Genomic DNA, 17,952 nt, shown 5'->3' on the forward strand with positions numbered 1-17,952 from the left:
CCGCCCAGCATTTCGCGGTTACCAGGGCCCGGGCACCCCTCCCGCCGGCCATGTGGACAACCGCTCGCGGCCCCCGTCCGCCGCCGACGTTTTGACACGTCGAGCCGGGACGGAACCCGCGAGGCAGGCTACTTCTTGGCTGCGGCTTTGCGGGCCGGAGCCTTGCGAGCCGCCGTCGTGCGCTTGACCGGCCCCCTGGCCCGCTTGTCCGCGAGCAGTTCGACAGCCTGTTCGCGGGTAAGCTCCTCCACCGAGGTGGAGCGGGGAACTGTGATATTGGTGACTCCGTCGGTGATGTAGGGGCCGAAGCGGCCTTCCTTCACCACGATGTTCTTCTCCGAGACCGGGTCCGGACCGAACTCTGCCAGCGGCGGCACGGCTGCCCGGGCGCCTCGCTGCTTCGGCTGGGAGTAGATCTCCAGGGCCTGCTCGAGGGTGATGGTGAAGATTTCCTCCTCCGAGCCGATGGACCGGGAGTCTGTGCCCTTTTTCAAATACGGGCCAAAGCGGCCGTTCTGCACCGTGATCGGATTGCCTTCGGCGTCCTGTCCGAGGACCCGGGGCAAGCTCATAAGCTCCAGGGCCTCAGTCAGGCTGATGGATTCGACGCTCATCGATGCGAACAGCGACCCGGTGCGGGGTTTGGCCTTTACGGGCTTCTTCGCGGGCTTCGGCTTTCCGTTTTTGTAATACTCGACCGGCTGGTTGGCGAGCTGCTCCTCGGTCATCTCCGGGATGATCTCGGTGACGTAGGCGCCGTAGCGGCCATTTTTCGCGACGACGGTGTGTCCGGTATGCGGGTCCGCGCCGAGCACCCGCTCTTCGGGGGCAGCGGTTTCCATCAGCTCGACCGCCTTGGCCGCGGTGAGCTCGTCCGGTGCCAGGTCCTCGGGGACGTTGGCGCGGGCCGCATCAACCACTTCGCCGGTCTTCGGATCGACCATTGGAACGGAGCTTTCCAAATACGGGCCGAATTTTCCGACCCGGAGCGTGATGGCGTCGGTGATCGGAATCGAGTTGATGTCCCTCGCGTCAATCTCGCCGAGGTTGTTGACGATGCTCAGCAGGCCGGGATCAGAATCCTCGCCGAAATAGAAGTGCTTGAGCCAGGCCGGACCCGCCGCCTGGCCGTTGGCAATCTTGTCCAAGTCCGCTTCCATGTCGGCGGTGAATTCGTAGTCCACGTAGTCGTGGAAGTGCTGCTCGAGCAGCCGGACCACGGAGAACGCGATCCAGCTCGGGACCAGCGCGGACCCCTGCTTCCGGACGTAGCCGCGGTCCTGGATGGTGGAGATCGTCGAGGCGTAGGTGGACGGGCGGCCAATGCCCTTCTTTTCCAGCTCGGCGGTCAGGGACGCTTCAGTAAAGCGGGGCGGCGGCGACGTCTCATGTCCGACGGCGATGATATCCGATGCCGTGAGCGCGTCGTCCTTGGCCACGTTGGGCAACCGTCGGGCTTCCTCGGAGTCCTCGTCGCCCCGGCTTTCATCCTTGCCTTCTTCGTACGCGGCAAGGAAACCGGGGAAGGTGATCACGGTGCCGGAGGCCGAGAACTCGGCGTCGCGTCGTTCGGCTGCACCACCGGAGGTCACCGCACCAAGGCGGATCGTGGCGGTGGAGCCCTTGGCATCGGCCATCTGCGAGGCGACGGTGCGCTTCCAGATCAGTTCGTAGAGGCGGAATTCGTCGCCGGAAAGCTGCTTGGCCACCTGGGCCGGCGTACGGAAGGAGTCACCGGCGGGCCGGATGGCCTCGTGGGCTTCCTGCGCGTTGGCCGCCTTGCCGCTGTAGACGCGCGGCGAAGCCGGGACGTATTCAGCACCGTACAGTTCGGAGGCCTGGCGCCTTGCGGCCGTGACGGCCTCATTGCTCAGCGCGGAGGAGTCCGTGCGCATATAGGTGATGTAGCCGTTTTCGTAGAGCCGCTGGGCCACCTGCATGGTGCTTTTCGAGGAGAAGCGCAGCTTGCGGCCCGCCTCCTGCTGCAATGTGGACGTGGTGAACGGCGCGGCCGGCCGGCGGGTGTACGGCTTGGTATCGACGGAGCGGACGCGGAAGTCGGCGCCCTGCAGTCCCGCGGCCAGGGATCTGGCCAGCTCCTCATTGAGGTGCACGGCGTTGCGGGAGGTGAGCTCGCCGCTGTCGTTGAAGTCGCGGCCGCTGGCGACCTTGGCGCCGTCGACGAGGGCCAGTTTGGCTTTGAACGAACCGGACCCTGCGCCGAACTGGCCGGTCAGGTCCCAGTACGAGGCGGCTGTAAAAGCCATCCGCTCACGCTCCCGCGCCACCACCATGCGGGTTACAACCGACTGCACCCGGCCGGCGGAGAGCCCGCGGGCCACTTTGCGCCAGAGCACCGGGGAGATCTCATAGCCGTAGAGACGGTCCAGCACACGCCGGGTCTCCTGCGCGTCCACGAGGTCCTGGTCGACATCGCGCAGGTTGTCCATCGCCCGGTGGATGGCTTCCTTGGTAATTTCGCCGAAGGTCATGCGGTAGACCGGAACCTTGGGCTTGAGGACCTCCAGCAGGTGCCACGCGATGGCCTCGCCCTCGCGGTCCCCGTCGGTTGCGAGGTAAAGAGCGTCGGCGTCCTTAAGCTGGGCCTTGAGTTCCGCGACTTTCTTCTTCTTGTCCGGGGAGACCACGTAGTACGGCTTGAAGTCGTTATCAATGTCGACGGCGAACTTCCCCACCGAGGTCTTCTTCAGTTCCGCGGGCAATTCCGAGGGCTGCGGGAGGTCCCGGATGTGACCAACGGAGGCCTCGACGATGAAGCCCTCGCCGAGGTACTTGGCGATGGTCTTGCTCTTGGCGGGAGACTCCACAATCACGAGTTTCTTGCCGGTTTTGGCCTTGCTTGGCACTGTGCTCCTACAGAAAAAGGTTGCTCGGGCAGATGCGCCCATACCCGCCTAGTTCACCATATTTTGCGGATTCCCGCGCATTCGGCCCGAAATGGCGGGCATGCGGGCACGACTTCCGGGCGTCATGAACCCCGGCCCGGCAACGCGCGGCGGGGCGCAGCAGCCCCGGCCCGGCAACGCCTTCAGCCAGGACTCTGCGTGGCCCGTTGCGGAGGCCGGCCCCGGTCATCCGGGATCATCGACCACATGGTCGCCATCCGTTCCGCCCCTTCGGGGACCTGGTCCGGGTCCTCAAGCTCATAGTCGCGCAGCAGCTGAAAAAGCCGGCTGTTAAGCTCCGCACGCTGGTCAGTCGTCAGGTAGAGCAGATTGCTGGCCAGCACCACCGAAGAGGCTCCGTCCACGGGGTCGCCGCGCCGGCGCTGCTCGTCCCGGGTGCCGGCATAGGCCTTAACCCGACGTCGGTAAGCGTCCAGTTCAAGGTCCAGCACGGCGAACTCGGGGCTCGCTACTCCGCCGCCTGAATTGATGGTGAAGTCGGTCCCCGCGGCTTGCCAGCGGCGCTCACGCGCATCGCCGGCGGTGGCGGCGGGCACCACAATCCCCCATTTCTGCAGGGCACGCAGGTGGTAGCTCATCGCGCTCGGCGTGAGCCCCGTCTGGGCGGCGAGTTCCGTGGCCGTCCGGCTGACCTGGGTTGCATACAGTTCGGAAATGACCTCCAGCCGGGCCGCATGGGCCAGCGCCCGGATCGCCTTCGGGTCGGTGATCTCGACGTTCTTCTCCGGGCGTTGCCGGCGCGTTGTGCCCGCAGGGACCGGTGAGTCAGCAATGGGGGTTTCTGCATTCACTCCACCAGTCTACCGAGCACGGCCAAACTATGAAAGAAATGCTTGACATGCTAATCCCCCGCGGGTATTTTTCTATTAATGAAACAGGCCCTTCAGACCCCGCCGGGTGCATCCCGTGCTGCGCAGCCGCTCTGGCGGAACCGCGATTTCGTCCTTGCCAGCGGCTCCCGCTTTGTCGCCACGGCCGGCGCGGGCGCCGTCATCATCAGCGTGATGCTGCACCTGCAGAACCTGGCCGCGACCGGCCAGACCGCCGTGGCAGGGCCCTGGCTGGTGGCAGCCTACCTGTTCTGCTCCGCGCTCCCGCTGGCGCTGCTCGCCCCGTGGGCCGGCCGGTTGGCGGACACGCGTGATTCCCGGACGTTGGCGACGGCGTCCGCCGTGGTCAGTGCCGCGGCTGTCGCCGGCATGGGGCTGAGCCTGCAGTACGTGGAAAATTACCTTCCGGCCCTCTTCGCGATGACCTTCCTCCTCGACGCCGCGCAGGCTGTGGCCGGCCCTACCTGGCAGGCCCTGCTGCCCCGGCTCGTCGGTGAAGACCGGACCCCCCGGGCTCTGGGCACCATGCAGGCAACCATTATGATCGCCAGCATGGCGGGACCGGCAACGGGAGGCCTGCTCAGCGGCTGGGGCGGATCCGGCCTCGTCTTTGCCGTGGCCAGCGGGTGCTACCTGGCGATGGCCGCCGGCGCCCTGCTCATCCGGACGCGCCGGGGCACGGCCGCCGAGCGGGCGGGCAAGACGAACCCCGCTTTGCTGGACGGCCTGCGCCGAATCCGGCGGGACGGCCTGGTCTGGTCCCTGATCCTGGGTGTGCTGTTCTTCATTGCGGTCGGTGAGGCGACCAATGTCCTTGAAGTGTTTCTCGCCCGTGACGAGTTCGGCGCCACCGAAACGCAGTACGGGCTGCTGGTCGCGTTCTTCGGACTCGGGATGGCCTCCGGGGCGGTGCTTGCCAGCCGCATCAAGACCGCCGCAACCCGCCTGCGCGCACTGCTGGTCTCGATGGCCCTGACCTCCGCCTTCCTGGGAATCATGGCGCTGGTGCCCAGCCTGGAACTGCTTTTTGCCGCCTACACCGCGATGGGGGCGGCCTGTGGTGCGCTGAACGCGTGTTTCGGGGCGATTGTGATCCTGCGGGTCGCCGAAAGCGGCCGGGGCCAGGCGATGGCGGTCATCGGCGGACTGACCCGGGCCGTCTCCATCGGGGCGCTGGCGCTGGGCGGGCTGCTCGGCGCGTTGTTCCCCATCCGGGCGAGCTTCCTCGTCGCCGGCGCCTGCGGGGTGCTGGCCGGGCTGGCAGTCGCCGCATATGTCTTGCCGCGCTTCGGCAGCGACGCCGCGCCAATCGCTCCGGCCGCGTCAGGCCGGAAGCAGGAAGCCGTCCCGGACCAGATTCGCCACTTCGGCGCGGAGCCCGGCGTCGAAGGCCCGGCTGTCCCACCCCTCGCCGCCGCCAAGCAGCGCCTCAAGGGCGCCGATGATCTGGCTGACGGACAGATCCCCGTCGCAGGCTGAGACAAAACCGGCGAGCTCGGTGCTGAGCAGGTTGGTGCGGCGCAAGCCGGCACCCTGGCGCAGCAGGATCACGCCGGGGTGTTCGGCGCCGGGGCGCTGGTGCCGCTCCTCGGTAACGTCCTCCGCCACCAACAGGTGCGTGGCGGCCAACTCGTGGGCCGCCAGCCAGTCTGCGCGTTCCACGGCCGCACCGAGGTACGGACCAACGGGCTGCTCAATCGGATAGGTGATCTCCTCGAAGCGCCTCAGTACCGGGGAACCTCCGGCGGGGCGCCGCAGCCAGATCATGCCGAAACCGATGGCATCAACGTCGCGGGCAGCGAAGTCGTTAAGGTAGGCGGCGTAGGAATCCTGGTAGAGCAGCCGGTCACGCGCCGAGGAGGCGTCCTGCAGCCAGGTTTCTGCGTACTGTTCCGGGCTGACCTGCTCACGCTGGATGAACCAGACGTCCGCATCCGGTCCGGCCCAGCCCTGCGGCCGTTCGGCCCACTCGGCCCCGGCCGGGATTTCCCAGTTTCCCAGCAACTGGGCCGTCCCGCCGGGCGTCAGGACCGACGGAAGGTCCCGGACCAGCCCGGCGACGATGTCATCGCCCGGCAGGCCGCCGTCGCGATAGGTGAACTGGTCTGCGGCGGCCTCCCCCGAGCTTCGCGGCGTGATCACAAACGGCGGGTTGGAGACCACCAGCTCAAACTCCTCGCCCGCCACCGGATCGAGCAGCGAGCCCTGGCGCAGGCTCACCCGGGCTTCCAGGTCGAGGGGGTCAAGGTGCAGCCCACCGGCGTTGAGCAGCAGGTTGAAGCGGGTGAAGGCAAGGGCCCGTGCGGAAATGTCGGTAGCAGTCACGTGGTCGGCGTGGTGCAGCAAGTGGAACGTCTGGATACCGCAGCCGGTCCCGAGGTCCAGGGCCCGGGCCACATGCCGCCGGGCGGTAACCTGCACGAGGGTAGTGGATGCCTGCCCGATTCCGAGCACATGGTCGCGGCGGAGCACACCGGGTTGCTGGTGGGCGGCGAGGTCGCTGGCCACCCAGAGCTCCGCCCCGCCGCGGCCATCGGAGTCCTCGCCCGGGGTTCCGTCCCAGCCGTACGGCCGGAGATCGACTTTCGCCCGTATCAGGCCACCCTCGGAAGGCTCCACGAGACCGAGCTCCAGCAGGCCTGCTGTGCGGATGCCGGGCAGCGCGGCATCGAGTGTGGCACCGGTCTGCGGTTCGGCCAGCAGCCAGAACCGGACGACGGCGGCGAGTGCCCCCGTCGTTCCCTCCCCCGAGCGGGCCTTTTCCGTGCTGATCAGCGCCGGAACGAGTTGGTCACGGCTTAGGGCGCCGTGCGCTGCGGCGCCGAGAAGTTCTGCCACGCCGTCAACGGTGTAGCCGATGCGGCGCAGGTCCGCGGCCAGCGAATCGAGCAGGCCGGGCAGATCGCTGCGCGGGGCGTCGGGGGTGGTGCCGGCCGTGAAGTGCGTTGAAGGAGTCACCGGACAAGTTTAGTCCCGGCCCGGCGGTGTCTATCCTAGAAGTGTTTGCCGGCGTGGATGCGGAGGGCGTCACGGACAAAGGATGCCCCCGCTTCGCCGCCGTAATTCGCGGCGAAGCGGGGATCGGCAACGTACATCTCGGCCAGACCGGTGACGTAGCCTTTGACGTCGCCGCCGCCGCCGCCGGCGGACGGTGCTGCGGGTGTTCCGGGTGCTGCGGGTGCTGCGGGTGTTCCGGGTGCTGCGGGTGCTGCGGGTGTTCCGGGTGCTGCGGGTGCTGCGGGTGTTCCGGGAATGCCGACAAGCCATTCGACCTGTCGGCGGGCCAGCTCCTGCGCCTCGCTGCCGTCGGCCGGGATACCCGACTCCGCTGCCGCAATCCAGTCGTTGCCCAACTGCCGGGAATGCTGCTTCCAGGCGTCTTTCTCGGCCTGGCTCATCCCCCGCCACCAGGCGTCACTCGTCGCGTACGTCTCCGCGCCCCAGCGCTGCTCCACCTCATCCTGGAACTTGGTGTGGTCAAAACCGTCAAACATCGTCGCTGCCATAATCTCTCCTCCTGCTTTCAGCTCTGCAATCGTGCGCCGGACCGAGCTGATCTGGCGGGCCAGCCTCTGCTGTTCCTGCCGCAGCCAGTCCAGGTGCCGGTCGAGCGCCTTTTCGGCATCGGGCTCGTGGCCGGGGACCTCGGCGATGGCCGGAAGCCCAAGCCCGAGGTCCCGCAGCAACAGGATCCGCCGCAGCCGGAGCAGGGAAGCCTGGTCGTAGAACCGGTAGCCGTTGTTACCCGTCCTGCTGGGTTTAAGCAGTCCGAGGTCGTCATAGTGACGCAGCGTCCGACTGGTGGTCCCGGCGATCCTGGCGATGTGCTGCACGGACCATTCCATCTGGCTGACCCTTGGGCTGCAGCCGCTTCCGGGCCGTTCCTTCGATGTTAGAGGTTGACGTTACGTCAACGTCAAGCCCTGTGTGCTGCGGCGGGCCAAGCGCTGGCGGCCACCGGGTCGATGCGGAATCCGGTGCCGGCGTCAACGGCGGTAAGTTTGAGGAATGTTCCTTCATATTCCTGGCCTCCGGCGTTCCCTGACCCGCGTGCGGCCCGCCCGATCCCTTCGGCGTGGTGCCCTCAGCGCCGCGGCAGGTGCCGCCGTCGTCCTGGCCGCGACAGCATGTTCCGCAGCGGGCTCCGTCGAATCAACCGACGTGACCGCCTGGAAGGCCACGGCCCTTCCCGCTGCTGGCGGAATTGTGCTCGACGACGCCGGGAAAATCCTCAAGCGGGATCCGATCGTCAAATCCGCCACCGGGATCGGCGCGGGAAACTACGTGCTGACCATAAGCTGCGACGGCGGCGGCAAGGCCTTCTTCGAAGTCTCCCTGGACGGCGCCAGGCTGACCGAGGCCGGGGCCGCCTGCAACGGCAGCCGCGAGACGTCACGGATCAAAGTCCCGGCCGCCGGAACGGTGCAGATCAGCACGTCCAGCGTCGACGCTCCGCTCCTTTACGCCTACCAGCTGACACCCGCGCCGTAGCGGCAGGACCCGGCGGGTCTGGTATGCGGAGCGCGGGATTTAGGCCGCGCAGCCGTCCGGACACCGGAGCGTTGCAGGGCTGGCAGCGCACTCCGCGCAATACAGCGTCAACGTGCGGCAGGCCGCGTTGGAGCAGTTCTCAAACTTGCTCGTCGGCGCCGCACAGCGGACGCATTCGCCGATGGTCTTGGCCTCGGCACTGAATTCAAGGTGCATACGCTTATCGAACACGTAAAGGGACCCCTCCCAGAGGCCTTCGTCCTTGAACGTTTCGCCGTATCGGACAATCCCGCCGTCGAGCTGGTAGACCTCTGTGAAACCACGGTTCACCATCAGGCTGGAGAGGACTTCGCAGCGGATGCCGCCGGTGCAGTACGTGACCACGGGCTTGTCCTTAAGCCCGTCATACTTGCCCGAATCGAGTTCTTTGATGAAGTCGTGGGTAGTGGCCACATCCGGGACGACGGCGTTCTTGAATTTGCCGATCTGGGCTTCGAAACCGTTGCGGCCATCAAAAAAGACGACCTCCTCGCCGGCCTCCCGCCTCGATTCCACAAGCTCGTGCAGTTCCGCGGGTTTGAGGTGCGTGCCGCCGCCGACCACACCGCTGGCATCTACCCTGAGCTCCCCGGGCGCGCCGAAGGAGACAATCTCGTCGCGGACTCTGACGCTGAGCCGGGGGAAATCCGCGGCGCCGCCCTCGGACCATTTCACGTCGACGCCATGGAACCCCGGGTATTCGCGCGTGGTTTTAACGTATTGTTTGACCGCGCCGATCTCACCGCCAACGGTTGCGTTGATGCCGTCCTTGGAAAGGATGATGCGGCCCGTGAGCCCAAGTTTCTCGCAGAGGGCACGCTGCCAGAGCCGGACAGCCTCCGGGTCCGGGAGCGGGGTGAAGCCGTAAAAAAGCACAATTCTGTTCAGAGCCACATTTTAAGGGTACCGGCTGGGTCAGGCCCGGTGATCCGTCAGCCGTGCCAGCCGCTCCGCCGCAAGCTGGCCGCCCGTACCCGCCGTCCGGACACCGGTGCGTACCCGCCCCTTTCGTCCGACCGGTAACCCTGCCGGTCACAATTGGGTCAGCTGGACCGGTTCCCGGACCGGAACCCTGTTGCTTGCGGCAGGGCTGCAATACGCTCATCACATGAGTCTTGAGCGCATGGTTGAGGACACCACCCATCTGCTGGAAACCTGGGTGGCAGGCTGGGCTGGCTGCCGGGGTTACGAGACACGCAGAGAGGGCAGGTTTCCTGCAGCCTTCAGGGATGACACCACCACCGAGTGGGAATATTTCGCCCATGATCCCTCGGATCCGGAGTTTGCGCAGCTGGCCGCCGCCACGCTGGAAGTGCCCGCACGGATCCTGACCATTTTGAGCAATAACCCGGCGAAGTATACCAGTCTCGCGAAAGAACACGGCCTCAACGTCACATCAGCCTCGCAGAGCATGATGATCGTGGACATGGAGACCCAGGACGCCGAGGACCCATGGCTACCGGATGATGACCTTCGCTGGGTACCGTCCCGGGCTGACGGCGTCCACCATACTGTCGTCTATGCCGGTGATGAAGTGGCCGCGAGCGGGCGTCTGTTCGTTGTGGACCACACCGCAATCTTCGACAAGATCGTCACCAACCCTCGGTACCAGCGCCGGGGTCTTGGCAGCTTCATCATGCGGGCCCTGGCCGCCCAGGCTTTCGAACACGACGTGCAAACCGGATTGTTGCTCGCATCGCTGGACGGGCAGCAGTTGTACTCGCACCTCGGCTGGACGCCGGTCTGCCAGGTCCTGATGCTGTCCGCCTCGGACGAAGGCGCCGACTTGTCGGTCGGCTGAAGCGCAGCTGAAGCGCCCGCGCCAAGCCGATTTGAGGCCGGGTGAAAGAATGGCTGAGTGAACCCGCATGAGTCCCTGATTCCGTTGCTGGGCCGCGGCCCGGACCCGGAACAGCTCCGCCATGTGCGTACCATCGCCGCCCGCGAGGCCGTGCATGCCCCGTGGCCCGATTGGGCCCACACCGACGTGGTAAACGCCTATGGCTCGCTCGGCATTCACGAGCCCTACCGGCACCAGATCCAGGCCGCCGACCTCGCCCATGCCGGCGAACACGTGGTGATCGCGACCGGCACTGCCTCCGGCAAATCGCTGGCCTACCAGTTGCCGGCACTAGATGCCATCCACCGGTCGGAACTGCGGGTCCTCGCCGACCCGGGCAAGATCCACGACGACGGCGCGGTCACACTGTATCTTTCCCCCACCAAGGCTCTGGCTGCCGACCAGTTGGCTGCCATCCGGGCGCTGAAGATTCCCACCGTCCGGGCAGAGACGTACGACGGCGACACCGACCCTGCCTCCCGACGCTGGATCCGCGACCACGCGAACTTCATCCTGGCCAACCCGGACATGCTGCACTTCGGGATCCTCCCCAACCACGCCTGGTGGGCACGGTTCTTCCGCCGGCTGCGCTACGTGATTGTGGACGAGGCCCACAGCTACCGCGGCGTCTTTGGATCCCACGTGGCCAATCTGATGCGCCGGCTGCGCCGTATCTGCGCCTACTACAGCCCCGACGGACCCGGGCCGGTGTTTATCGCCGCCTCCGCAACGGCGTCCGAGCCCGGGACTTCCTTCGGCCGGCTCATCGGCGCTCCGGTCCGTGCCGTGTCCGAGGATTCGTCACCCCATGGTGCCACCACCGTCGCGTTCTGGGAGCCCGCACTGACCGAAGTCCGCGGCGAGAACGGCGCCAAGGAGCGACGCACTGCCGTGGCGGAAACCGCTGACCTGCTGGCCAATCTGGTGTCTTCGCGGGTGCGGACCATTGCGTTCATTAAATCCCGGCGCGGGGCCGAAACGATTGCCAGCATTACCAAGCGTCTGCTGGACGAGGTCGATCCCAGCCTGCCGCCCCGGGTCGCCGCGTACCGCTCGGGGTACCTGCCGGAGGAGCGCCGGGCGCTGGAAAAATCACTGCGGTCCGGCGAGCTGCTGGGCGTCTCCAGCACCTCGGCACTGGAACTCGGCATCGACATCTCCGGGCTCGATGCCGTGCTAGTTGCCGGCTGGCCGGGAACCCGCGCCTCCTTGTTCCAGCAGATCGGCCGGGCCGGCCGGGCCGGCCAGGACGCCATCGCCGCCTTCGTCGCGAGCGATGACCCGCTGGACACTTACCTGGTCAACCATCCCGAAGCGATCTTCGACGCCTCGGTCGAGGCCACCGTCTTTGATCCCTCCAATCCCTATGTTTTGGGCCCGCACCTGTGCGCCGCCGCCGCCGAACTGCCGCTGGGGTACGCCGAGCTGGGCCTGTTCGGTGCCACAGCCGAGAAGTTGCTGGACCAGCTGGTGGACCGGGGTTATCTGCGCCGCCGTCCCGCGGGGTGGTTCTGGACCCATCCGCAAAGCGCGGCCGGCATGGTGAACCTGAGGGCTGACGGCGGCGGCCCGGTAAGCATCGTGGATGCGGACACCGGGTCCCTGCTGGGGACCATGGATTCGCCGCAGACGCACTACCAGGCCCATACCGGCGCCATCTACGTCCACCAGGGCGAGAGCTACGTCGTGGAAGACCTGAACGAGGACGACCACTGCGTGATGGTCCGGCGGGCGAACCCGGACTATTACACCACCGCCCGGGACGTGACCCAGATCGAGGTGCTCGAAACACAGCGCACCACCGAGTGGGGCGATGTGGCAGTGCATTTCGGGGATGTGAAAGTGACAACACAGGTGGTCTCCTTCCAGCGCAAGGCGCTGATTTCCAATGAAATCCTTGGTGAGGAGCCACTGCAGCTCGGTGCCCGGGACCTGTTCACCAAGGCAGTCTGGTTCGTCATGGACAACCGCTCCCTGACCGGCGCGGGGCTGATAGAGGCCCAGTTCCCGGGCGCCCTGCACGCTGCAGAACACGCCGCCATTGGGCTGCTGCCCCTGGTTGCCTCCAGCGACCGCTGGGACATCGGCGGGGTGTCTACGGCCATCCACGCAGACACCGGGGTGCCGACCATCTTTGTATACGACGGCCACCCCGGCGGTGCGGGCTTCGCGGAACGCGGATACGACAAGGCCCGGACCTGGCTCGCCGCCACCCGCGACGCGATCAAGGCCTGCGAATGCGAATCCGGCTGCCCGTCGTGTGTTCAGTCGCCCAAGTGCGGCAACAAGAACAATCCCCTCGACAAGGACGCCGCCGTCACTTTGATCGACGTGCTGCTCGAGGATGCGACGGATCGGATGCAGGCAGGACAGCCGGACCACTCCCCGACGCCGCTGCAGGCCTAGTCCGGCCACTGCAGGCGTAGTCCGGCCACTGTGGCCCCGGCTCACGGGGCTGGCCCCGGCTCACGGGGCTGGTCCCGGCTCACGGGGGTGGCCCCGCCCGGGCGAGTCCGGTGGCCACACCCAGCGGCAGACGAACCTCGAGTTCGGTGCGGACCTGGACCGTGTTCCCGCCGCCTTGCACGCAGCTAAGGACCCGGGCCCCATTGCGGTGTGCGACTTCCGCGGCGACGGCACAGGGTTCGCCCGGAGAAATGCCCCGGGCAGTATCCGCGGCGGCGAGGGCCGCAAGATCGGCGGCAGTAGCCGCCCTGGATCCCATCGTTGCGGACTGTGCGAGCAACAGGAGCGACATGGCGGCGAGAATGACCAACAGTCCCAGTCCTAGTGCCAGCACTGTGCCTGCACCACGCTCGTTGTGTCCGGTCCCCGCCGGGTCCCGCACGGCCGGCGGGTGACCGCCCGGCGGCATCCCCCGGCTGTCCGCGCGGTTCATACTGCCACACTCTCCAGCGGAAGAATCCACCGCCGTGGCTCCTGGGCTGCAGCTGCCGGCGCGGACGTTTCACCCCGGGTCCAGGCGCGGGCCGTGAGGGTCCACGGCAGCAGCGCGCCAACGGCGCCCGGAACCTTGCCGGAGACCGTGACGCTGAGCCATTCGCCGTCGGACGCCACCGCTGACGCAGCTGAGGCGCCCGCGAGCCGGCGGACGATCACGTCGACGCTGGCGGCGTCCTCACCCCGGGCCAGCGCCCGGGCACCGGCCCGGGCCGCTTCCTCCAGCCGCAGTTGGGTCACACCCGCCGCTGAACCGGCCAGCAGGAGGGCCAGCAGGAGCACTACGGCGGGTAGCGCCACCGCGAATTCCGCAGTCACCGCACCGCGGCACGTGACGCCATCCGCCGCCGTCCGGCGTGTGTGTCCGGCCGGAGGTGCGGGCATCACAGCCCGAGTCATCCGCGCCGCCGGCCACGTGCGGCTCATGGCAGGGCGAGCGCCGTGCGGATGAGGTTCAACAGAAAACCCCGCACCTCGTCACTGCGCATAATAAACACGAGAATGCCGGCAAACCCCACGGCGGCGAGCGTAGCAATCGCATATTCTGCCGTTGCCATCCCCGCCTCGGAGCCGAACAGCTTCCGCAGCCTCCGCGCCCGGCGCGGGGCAGCAATACTGGCGCCCGGATAGATCTCGTGGATCTCGGCGCCCTCCGATTCACGCTTGATTTGCTGCGCTTTGCGGGTGCCGGCGGACGCAGTGTGTTCAAGTAACATGAGCTTTCCTTTCCTTGGCTCCGGCGGGACCGCCGGTTGTTCTTCGACTCTTCCGGGCCGGACGCGGAGGCGGAAGGGGCTCATCCCGCCAAGTGGAAAACCTCAACCGGGTGCGGGCAGTGGAGGAAGGCTAAAGCATGCCCCGAGGTCCGGCGCCGGGTCAGCCTGGGAGCATCGACAGCAGCACCGGGATGACGCCAAGGCAGATGAAGGCCGGCAGCGAACACAGCCCGAGCGGCACAACAAGCTTCACCCCGAGTGCGGCGGCCCGTTTTTCTGCGGCTCGGAACTGTTCGCGCCGCATGCGTGCGGCCTGGGCATAGAGGATGGCGGAGGACGGGGCGCCGGTGAGCGCGGCGAATCCCAGCGCATCACGCACGGCCAGAAGTCCCGGTGACAGGAGCTCCGAACTGCGCCAGGCCGTATCCCAATCGGCGCCGATCGCGAGCGCGGCGACGACCGGGCGCAGTGGATCACGAATTTCCGGCGTTGCCAATCCGGCCAGCAGCGCCAGTGCGCGGCCGAGACCGGCGCCCGCTTCGAGCATCGCGCCGATCAGTTCCAGCATCATGGCCACGTCGTCGAGTCCCTGCCCGGCTGATTCCGCGGGTTTTTCGGTGCCGTCTTGGGGGCGGCCCGGGTTCCGGGCATCGGACGCGTGCTTCATCTGGCGCTGGAGTCTCCGCCTGGGCAGGCTTCGGTTGGCATGGACCATAACGGCAGCAGCGGCCAGAAATGCCACCACTGCAAGACTGGGCGCGCCGACTGTCACGGCCGCAGCCGTTCAGCCGCACGGACCAGCCGCGCCGACCAGATCCGTCCGGCCGCGGTGAGGGTCAGCCCGGTCGCGAGGACCGCCGCGCCCAACGGGGTTCCCAGCAGCACCCCGACGGGATCCGCTCCCAGCAGCGAGCCTAAGCAAAGGCCGAGAAACGGAAGCCACGTCAGCAACCGCACCGTCGCGCGCGGCCCGGCCAACGCCGTCTGGCGGGCGGCACCGGCGTCGTTTTCAGCTTCAAGCTGGGCGGCGAAACGCGTTAGCACGTCAGCCAGCGGGGAGCCTGTGGCTTCGGCCGCGTCAAGGCACGCTGCCAGCTGAAACCAGACGCGTCGCTCGCGTACGCTCTGGCCGTTACGTCCTCGCCACGTCCTCCCGTCGCCGGTACCCGCGGAGGTGGCCGCAACGGCTGAGCGGATTGCTGCCCCGACTGGAGCTCCCCGCATCGCCGCGGCGCGGGCTGCGGCCAGCATCCGCACGGATCCTGGCGCCAGCCCGGACGGCCGGACCGGCGTTCTGGCACCGGCCGAGGATACGTCGGCTTCGCCCACCAGCAGAAGCCAGAGCTCTTCCCACAACCGCGAGGGAGGACGTCCACCCTTCAACAACGCCGCCAGTTGCTGGACGAGTAGAGTCATCGGCGTTGTCGGCTCGTACCGGCGCCGCCAGCGGGGTCCTGCGCTGGGGGCCGCTTCGGAGCCGGCGCGAGCAACCTGTGACCCGGCCAACGCGGCACGAATACGTCGACGCGGCGCTCGACGCGCCGAAACCGCCAGGTACACCGCGGCGGCCAGCACGCCAGCCAAGACGGCTGTCACTCCGGCCCCCTGCCCGTGCCGGTGCCCAGTACGCTTTCGGCCGTCCCGACAGATCCCGCCGAATTCAGCCCTGCCAAGCTGCCGGTGTCAAAGCCGCCGGTTTCGATTGCGTCGGCATCCAATCCGAGGCGCAGCAACAGCAGCGGCCAGCCCGGCCCAGGCCTGGGCCGTCCGGCGAAAATCTCCAGCGCGGAGCCGACCACCAAGCCGCCCGGTCCGTCTTCCATCACCGCGATGCAGGCCACGCTGCGCCCGTGGCCCAGCCGTTCCAGATGGATGACGGCATCGATCGCGCTGGCTGCCTGCAGACGCACTGCCTCCTGGGACATCCCGGCGAGCGCCCCCAACGCAGTCAACCTCGCGGGAACGCCGGCCGCGGTGTTCGCGTGAATTGTTCCTCCGCCGCCAGTGTGGCCGGTGTTCATCGCAGCCAGCAATTCGCGCACCTCGGCTCCCCGGCACTCCCCCACCACCAAGCGGTCCGGTCGCATCCGCAGTGACTGCCGAACGAGCTCGCCCAAATCCACGCCGCCGCCGCCTTCAAGGTTGCCGTGGCGTGCCTCCAGCGACACGACGTGCGGGTGGAGCGGGTTGAGCTCTGCGGCGTCCTCAATCAGGACCAGCCGCTCGCCCGGGGGACACAGGCCCAGGAGGGTGGCCAGGAGTGTTGTCTTCCCGGAGCCCGTGGCGCCGCTGATCAGGAAGCTCAGACGGCGTTTCACCATACGTTCGAGCACGGTCTGCACCAATGACCCGAACATCCCGTTCTGCCGCAGTTCAGCCATCGAGAAGACCTGCTCGCGCCTGATCCTGATGCTCAGCAGTGTCCCCGTCGTGGATATCGGCGGAAGGACGGCATGAACCCTGAAGCCGCCGTCGAGCCTGACGTCCACGCACGGTGAGCCCTCGTCCAGACGTCGCCCGCCCACCGATACCAGCCGCGCCGCGAGGGCCCGGACCTGTCCCTCGCTGGAGAACGCGACCGGCGCCCTTTCCAGTCCGCCGCCTCGGTCCAGCCAAACGGAGCCAGGACCGTTGACGAAGATATCTGTCACGGCCGGGTCCCGGACCAGCACCTGCAGGGGCCCGAGGCCATTGAGTTCCGCGCTGATCCCCTCGACCGCCGCCAGCGCACCGGCGGTCCCCAGCAGTCGCCCGCTCGCCTGCACGGCGGCCGCCACGCGCGACGGGGTCACCGGGCCGGCGTCGGACATTACCGTTTCGCGCACGGACTCCAACAGCCGGGCATCAACAATGGCGCGGGCCGCGGGCCGGGAGTTCGGGGCGCCAAAGCCGACCGTTACGTCCGGCGGCCCGGCCGCCGAGTGGGCACTCACCCGGCCCCTCCAGTGCCGAAGTCCAGGACCGCGCCGGCAAACCTTCGAACGTTTCGCTGCCGCCCGATGTCCAGCAGCCGCCCGAGCTCCGTGGCGGCCGTGGCGTTTCTAACGTCCGGCATGATCCCGGCCAGGGGCAACGCGACGGACTCTGCAATCAGTTCCGCGTCCAGGCAGGCCCCGGGTCTTCCCCGCACCACCAGCGACGTCTCGACTGCGGGAAGTTCCTGCAGGAGCCGGGCCGTCGCCACGGCCGCCCGCAGCAGCGCCGGCAGGACCACAATCAGCCGGTCGCAGTCCCAGGCGAACGTCCGCAGCGTCTCGGCACCCCGGCCGACGTCGACCACAACGAGCTCGAAGCCGCGCCTGGCCCCGTCCAGCACGCCCGCCGCCACGGCCTGGGCCACCCCGCTGTGGCCTTCCCTGTTCCCAGGCCAGGAAAGGAAGTGAAATCCGCCCGCCTGGGGCAGTGAATCGGCGAGCTGTCTGGGATCGATCGTGCCACTGGCATCGGCCAGATCCGGCCAGCGCAGGCCCGGTGTTTCCTCGGCGGAGAGCGCAAGCTCCAGGCCGCCGCCCCAGGGGTCGCCGTCCACGAGCAGGACACGGATACCCTGCCGGGCCGCAGCATGCGCCAGCCACACCGCTGCGGTGCTGGCGCCGCCGCCGCCACAGCCCCCGACGATCCCGAGGACGAGCCCGCCCGGGTCCGGGGTGCGGGACCGGCTCAGGTACTCAGCGAGCCAGGCCGCCGCATCGGGCAGCACGGCGACCCGATCGACGCCGAGCGCGGCGGCGAGCTGCCACAGGCTGTCGCCATCCTCGCTGAGGCCAACCAGCACCGCCGGGGACCGTCCGCGCGGCGGCAACTCCCGAACGTCGCTGCCGAGCAGCACCACCGCAGCCGTGTCCCAAAAGGGCGCCGCCGCCCTGATGTCCGGCACCGTCCGCAACTGGCCGCCGGACGCCGCCACAACGCGCTCCACCTCACCGCGCAGCACCTCGGACCCGGTGACCAGCACAGTCTCCGACGACTCGTGGGGCAGCCACCGCCCGGGCCCCGCCGCGCCGGCTTGGGTCCCGGGACCGGAACGTGATCGCTGGTGCCTGCTCATGCGGCTACTCTTCCGGTCCCCCGGAGCCGCAGTAACCCGCGCCGGCGGCTATGTGGACAACCGGGCTCTGCGGCTCAGTGAACACGGGACTGCGCCCGGC

The 17,952-nt window shown here is 67.9% G+C and carries 15 protein-coding genes and 1 pseudogene; 4 read left to right on the plus strand and 12 right to left on the minus strand.

What is annotated here, in order from left to right:
• Positions 1-128 precede the first annotated feature (128 nt).
• Together topA and QI450_RS13755 are read right to left on the minus strand one after the other, a co-directional pair.
• Positions 129-2,867 (minus strand): type I DNA topoisomerase, encoded by a 2,739-nt coding sequence (gene topA, locus QI450_RS13750; protein WP_226775483.1) that lies wholly within the window; start codon positions 2,865-2,867, stop codon positions 129-131.
• 182 nt (positions 2,868-3,049) lie between these two features.
• Positions 3,050-3,718 carry a winged helix-turn-helix domain-containing protein gene (locus tag QI450_RS13755; protein ID WP_226775482.1) on the minus strand — a complete coding sequence of 223 codons (669 nt, stop codon included), beginning with the start codon at positions 3,716-3,718 and terminating at the stop codon, positions 3,050-3,052.
• 78 nt (positions 3,719-3,796) lie between these two features.
• Between QI450_RS13755 and QI450_RS13760 the strand changes: the two are divergent.
• Positions 3,797-5,053 (plus strand): annotated as a pseudogene (locus tag QI450_RS13760) (MFS transporter); the annotation flags it as partial.
• A gap of 27 nt (positions 5,054-5,080) precedes the next feature.
• Here QI450_RS13760 and QI450_RS13765 read toward each other — a convergent pair.
• Complete coding sequence (locus QI450_RS13765) at positions 5,081-6,715, minus strand: methyltransferase (protein ID WP_226775481.1); 1,635 nt, start codon at positions 6,713-6,715, stop codon at positions 5,081-5,083.
• 35 nt (positions 6,716-6,750) lie between these two features.
• Complete coding sequence (locus QI450_RS13770; protein ID WP_226775480.1) at positions 6,751-7,602, minus strand: TipAS antibiotic-recognition domain-containing protein; 852 nt, start codon at positions 7,600-7,602, stop codon at positions 6,751-6,753.
• Between the two features lie 163 nt (positions 7,603-7,765).
• Between QI450_RS13770 and QI450_RS13775 the strand changes: the two genes are divergently transcribed.
• Positions 7,766-8,248 carry a hypothetical protein gene (locus QI450_RS13775; RefSeq protein WP_226775479.1) on the plus strand — a complete coding sequence of 161 codons (483 nt, stop codon included), beginning with the start codon at positions 7,766-7,768 and terminating at the stop codon, positions 8,246-8,248.
• A gap of 39 nt (positions 8,249-8,287) precedes the next feature.
• Here the strand turns inward: QI450_RS13775 and QI450_RS13780 are convergent, their stop codons facing one another.
• Positions 8,288-9,181, minus strand: coding sequence for a rhodanese-related sulfurtransferase (locus tag QI450_RS13780; RefSeq protein ID WP_226775478.1), 894 nt, complete (start codon positions 9,179-9,181; stop codon positions 8,288-8,290).
• A 214-nt stretch (positions 9,182-9,395) separates the two neighbouring features.
• Here QI450_RS13780 and QI450_RS13785 point away from each other — a divergent pair, with 214 nt between their 5' ends.
• Both QI450_RS13785 and QI450_RS13790 read left to right on the plus strand, forming a co-directional pair.
• The gene (locus QI450_RS13785) at positions 9,396-10,088 is read left to right on the plus strand and encodes a GNAT family N-acetyltransferase (protein WP_226775477.1); all 693 of its coding nucleotides are present in this window, start codon (positions 9,396-9,398) and stop codon (positions 10,086-10,088) included.
• Positions 10,089-10,145: 57 nt separating this feature from the next.
• Positions 10,146-12,533: a DEAD/DEAH box helicase gene (locus tag QI450_RS13790; protein WP_226775476.1), complete on the plus strand. Its 2,388-nt coding sequence runs from the start codon at positions 10,146-10,148 to the stop codon at positions 12,531-12,533.
• A gap of 79 nt (positions 12,534-12,612) precedes the next feature.
• Here the strand turns inward: QI450_RS13790 and QI450_RS13795 are convergent, their stop codons facing one another.
• From QI450_RS13795 to ssd, 7 genes are all read right to left on the minus strand, one after another.
• Positions 12,613-13,026 carry an Rv3654c family TadE-like protein gene (locus tag QI450_RS13795; protein WP_309485697.1) on the minus strand — a complete coding sequence of 138 codons (414 nt, stop codon included), beginning with the start codon at positions 13,024-13,026 and terminating at the stop codon, positions 12,613-12,615.
• Complete coding sequence (locus tag QI450_RS13800; RefSeq protein WP_282468173.1) at positions 13,023-13,472, minus strand: TadE family type IV pilus minor pilin; 450 nt, start codon at positions 13,470-13,472, stop codon at positions 13,023-13,025. Before QI450_RS13800 ends, QI450_RS13795 begins: the two co-directional genes overlap by 4 nt.
• A gap of 38 nt (positions 13,473-13,510) precedes the next feature.
• Entirely contained in the window at positions 13,511-13,804 is a 294-nt protein-coding gene (locus QI450_RS13805; protein ID WP_226775475.1) for a DUF4244 domain-containing protein, read from the minus strand.
• 160 nt (positions 13,805-13,964) lie between these two features.
• Positions 13,965-14,471: a type II secretion system F family protein gene (locus QI450_RS13810; protein WP_309485696.1), complete on the minus strand. Its 507-nt coding sequence runs from the start codon at positions 14,469-14,471 to the stop codon at positions 13,965-13,967.
• A gap of 101 nt (positions 14,472-14,572) precedes the next feature.
• A complete protein-coding gene (locus QI450_RS13815; RefSeq protein ID WP_226775474.1) occupies positions 14,573-15,220 on the minus strand; it encodes a hypothetical protein in 648 nt (215 codons plus the stop codon).
• Positions 15,221-15,396: 176 nt separating this feature from the next.
• Positions 15,397-16,656, minus strand: coding sequence for a TadA family conjugal transfer-associated ATPase (locus QI450_RS13820; protein WP_226775511.1), 1,260 nt, complete (start codon positions 16,654-16,656; stop codon positions 15,397-15,399).
• Positions 16,657-16,733: 77 nt separating this feature from the next.
• Positions 16,734-17,852: a septum site-determining protein Ssd gene (ssd, locus tag QI450_RS13825; RefSeq protein WP_226775473.1), complete on the minus strand. Its 1,119-nt coding sequence runs from the start codon at positions 17,850-17,852 to the stop codon at positions 16,734-16,736.
• Positions 17,853-17,952: the final 100 nt, after the last annotated feature.

Origin of the sequence: Arthrobacter sp. EM1 (assembly GCF_029964055.1) — a bacterium.
Lineage (GTDB): Bacteria > Actinomycetota > Actinomycetes > Actinomycetales > Micrococcaceae > Arthrobacter.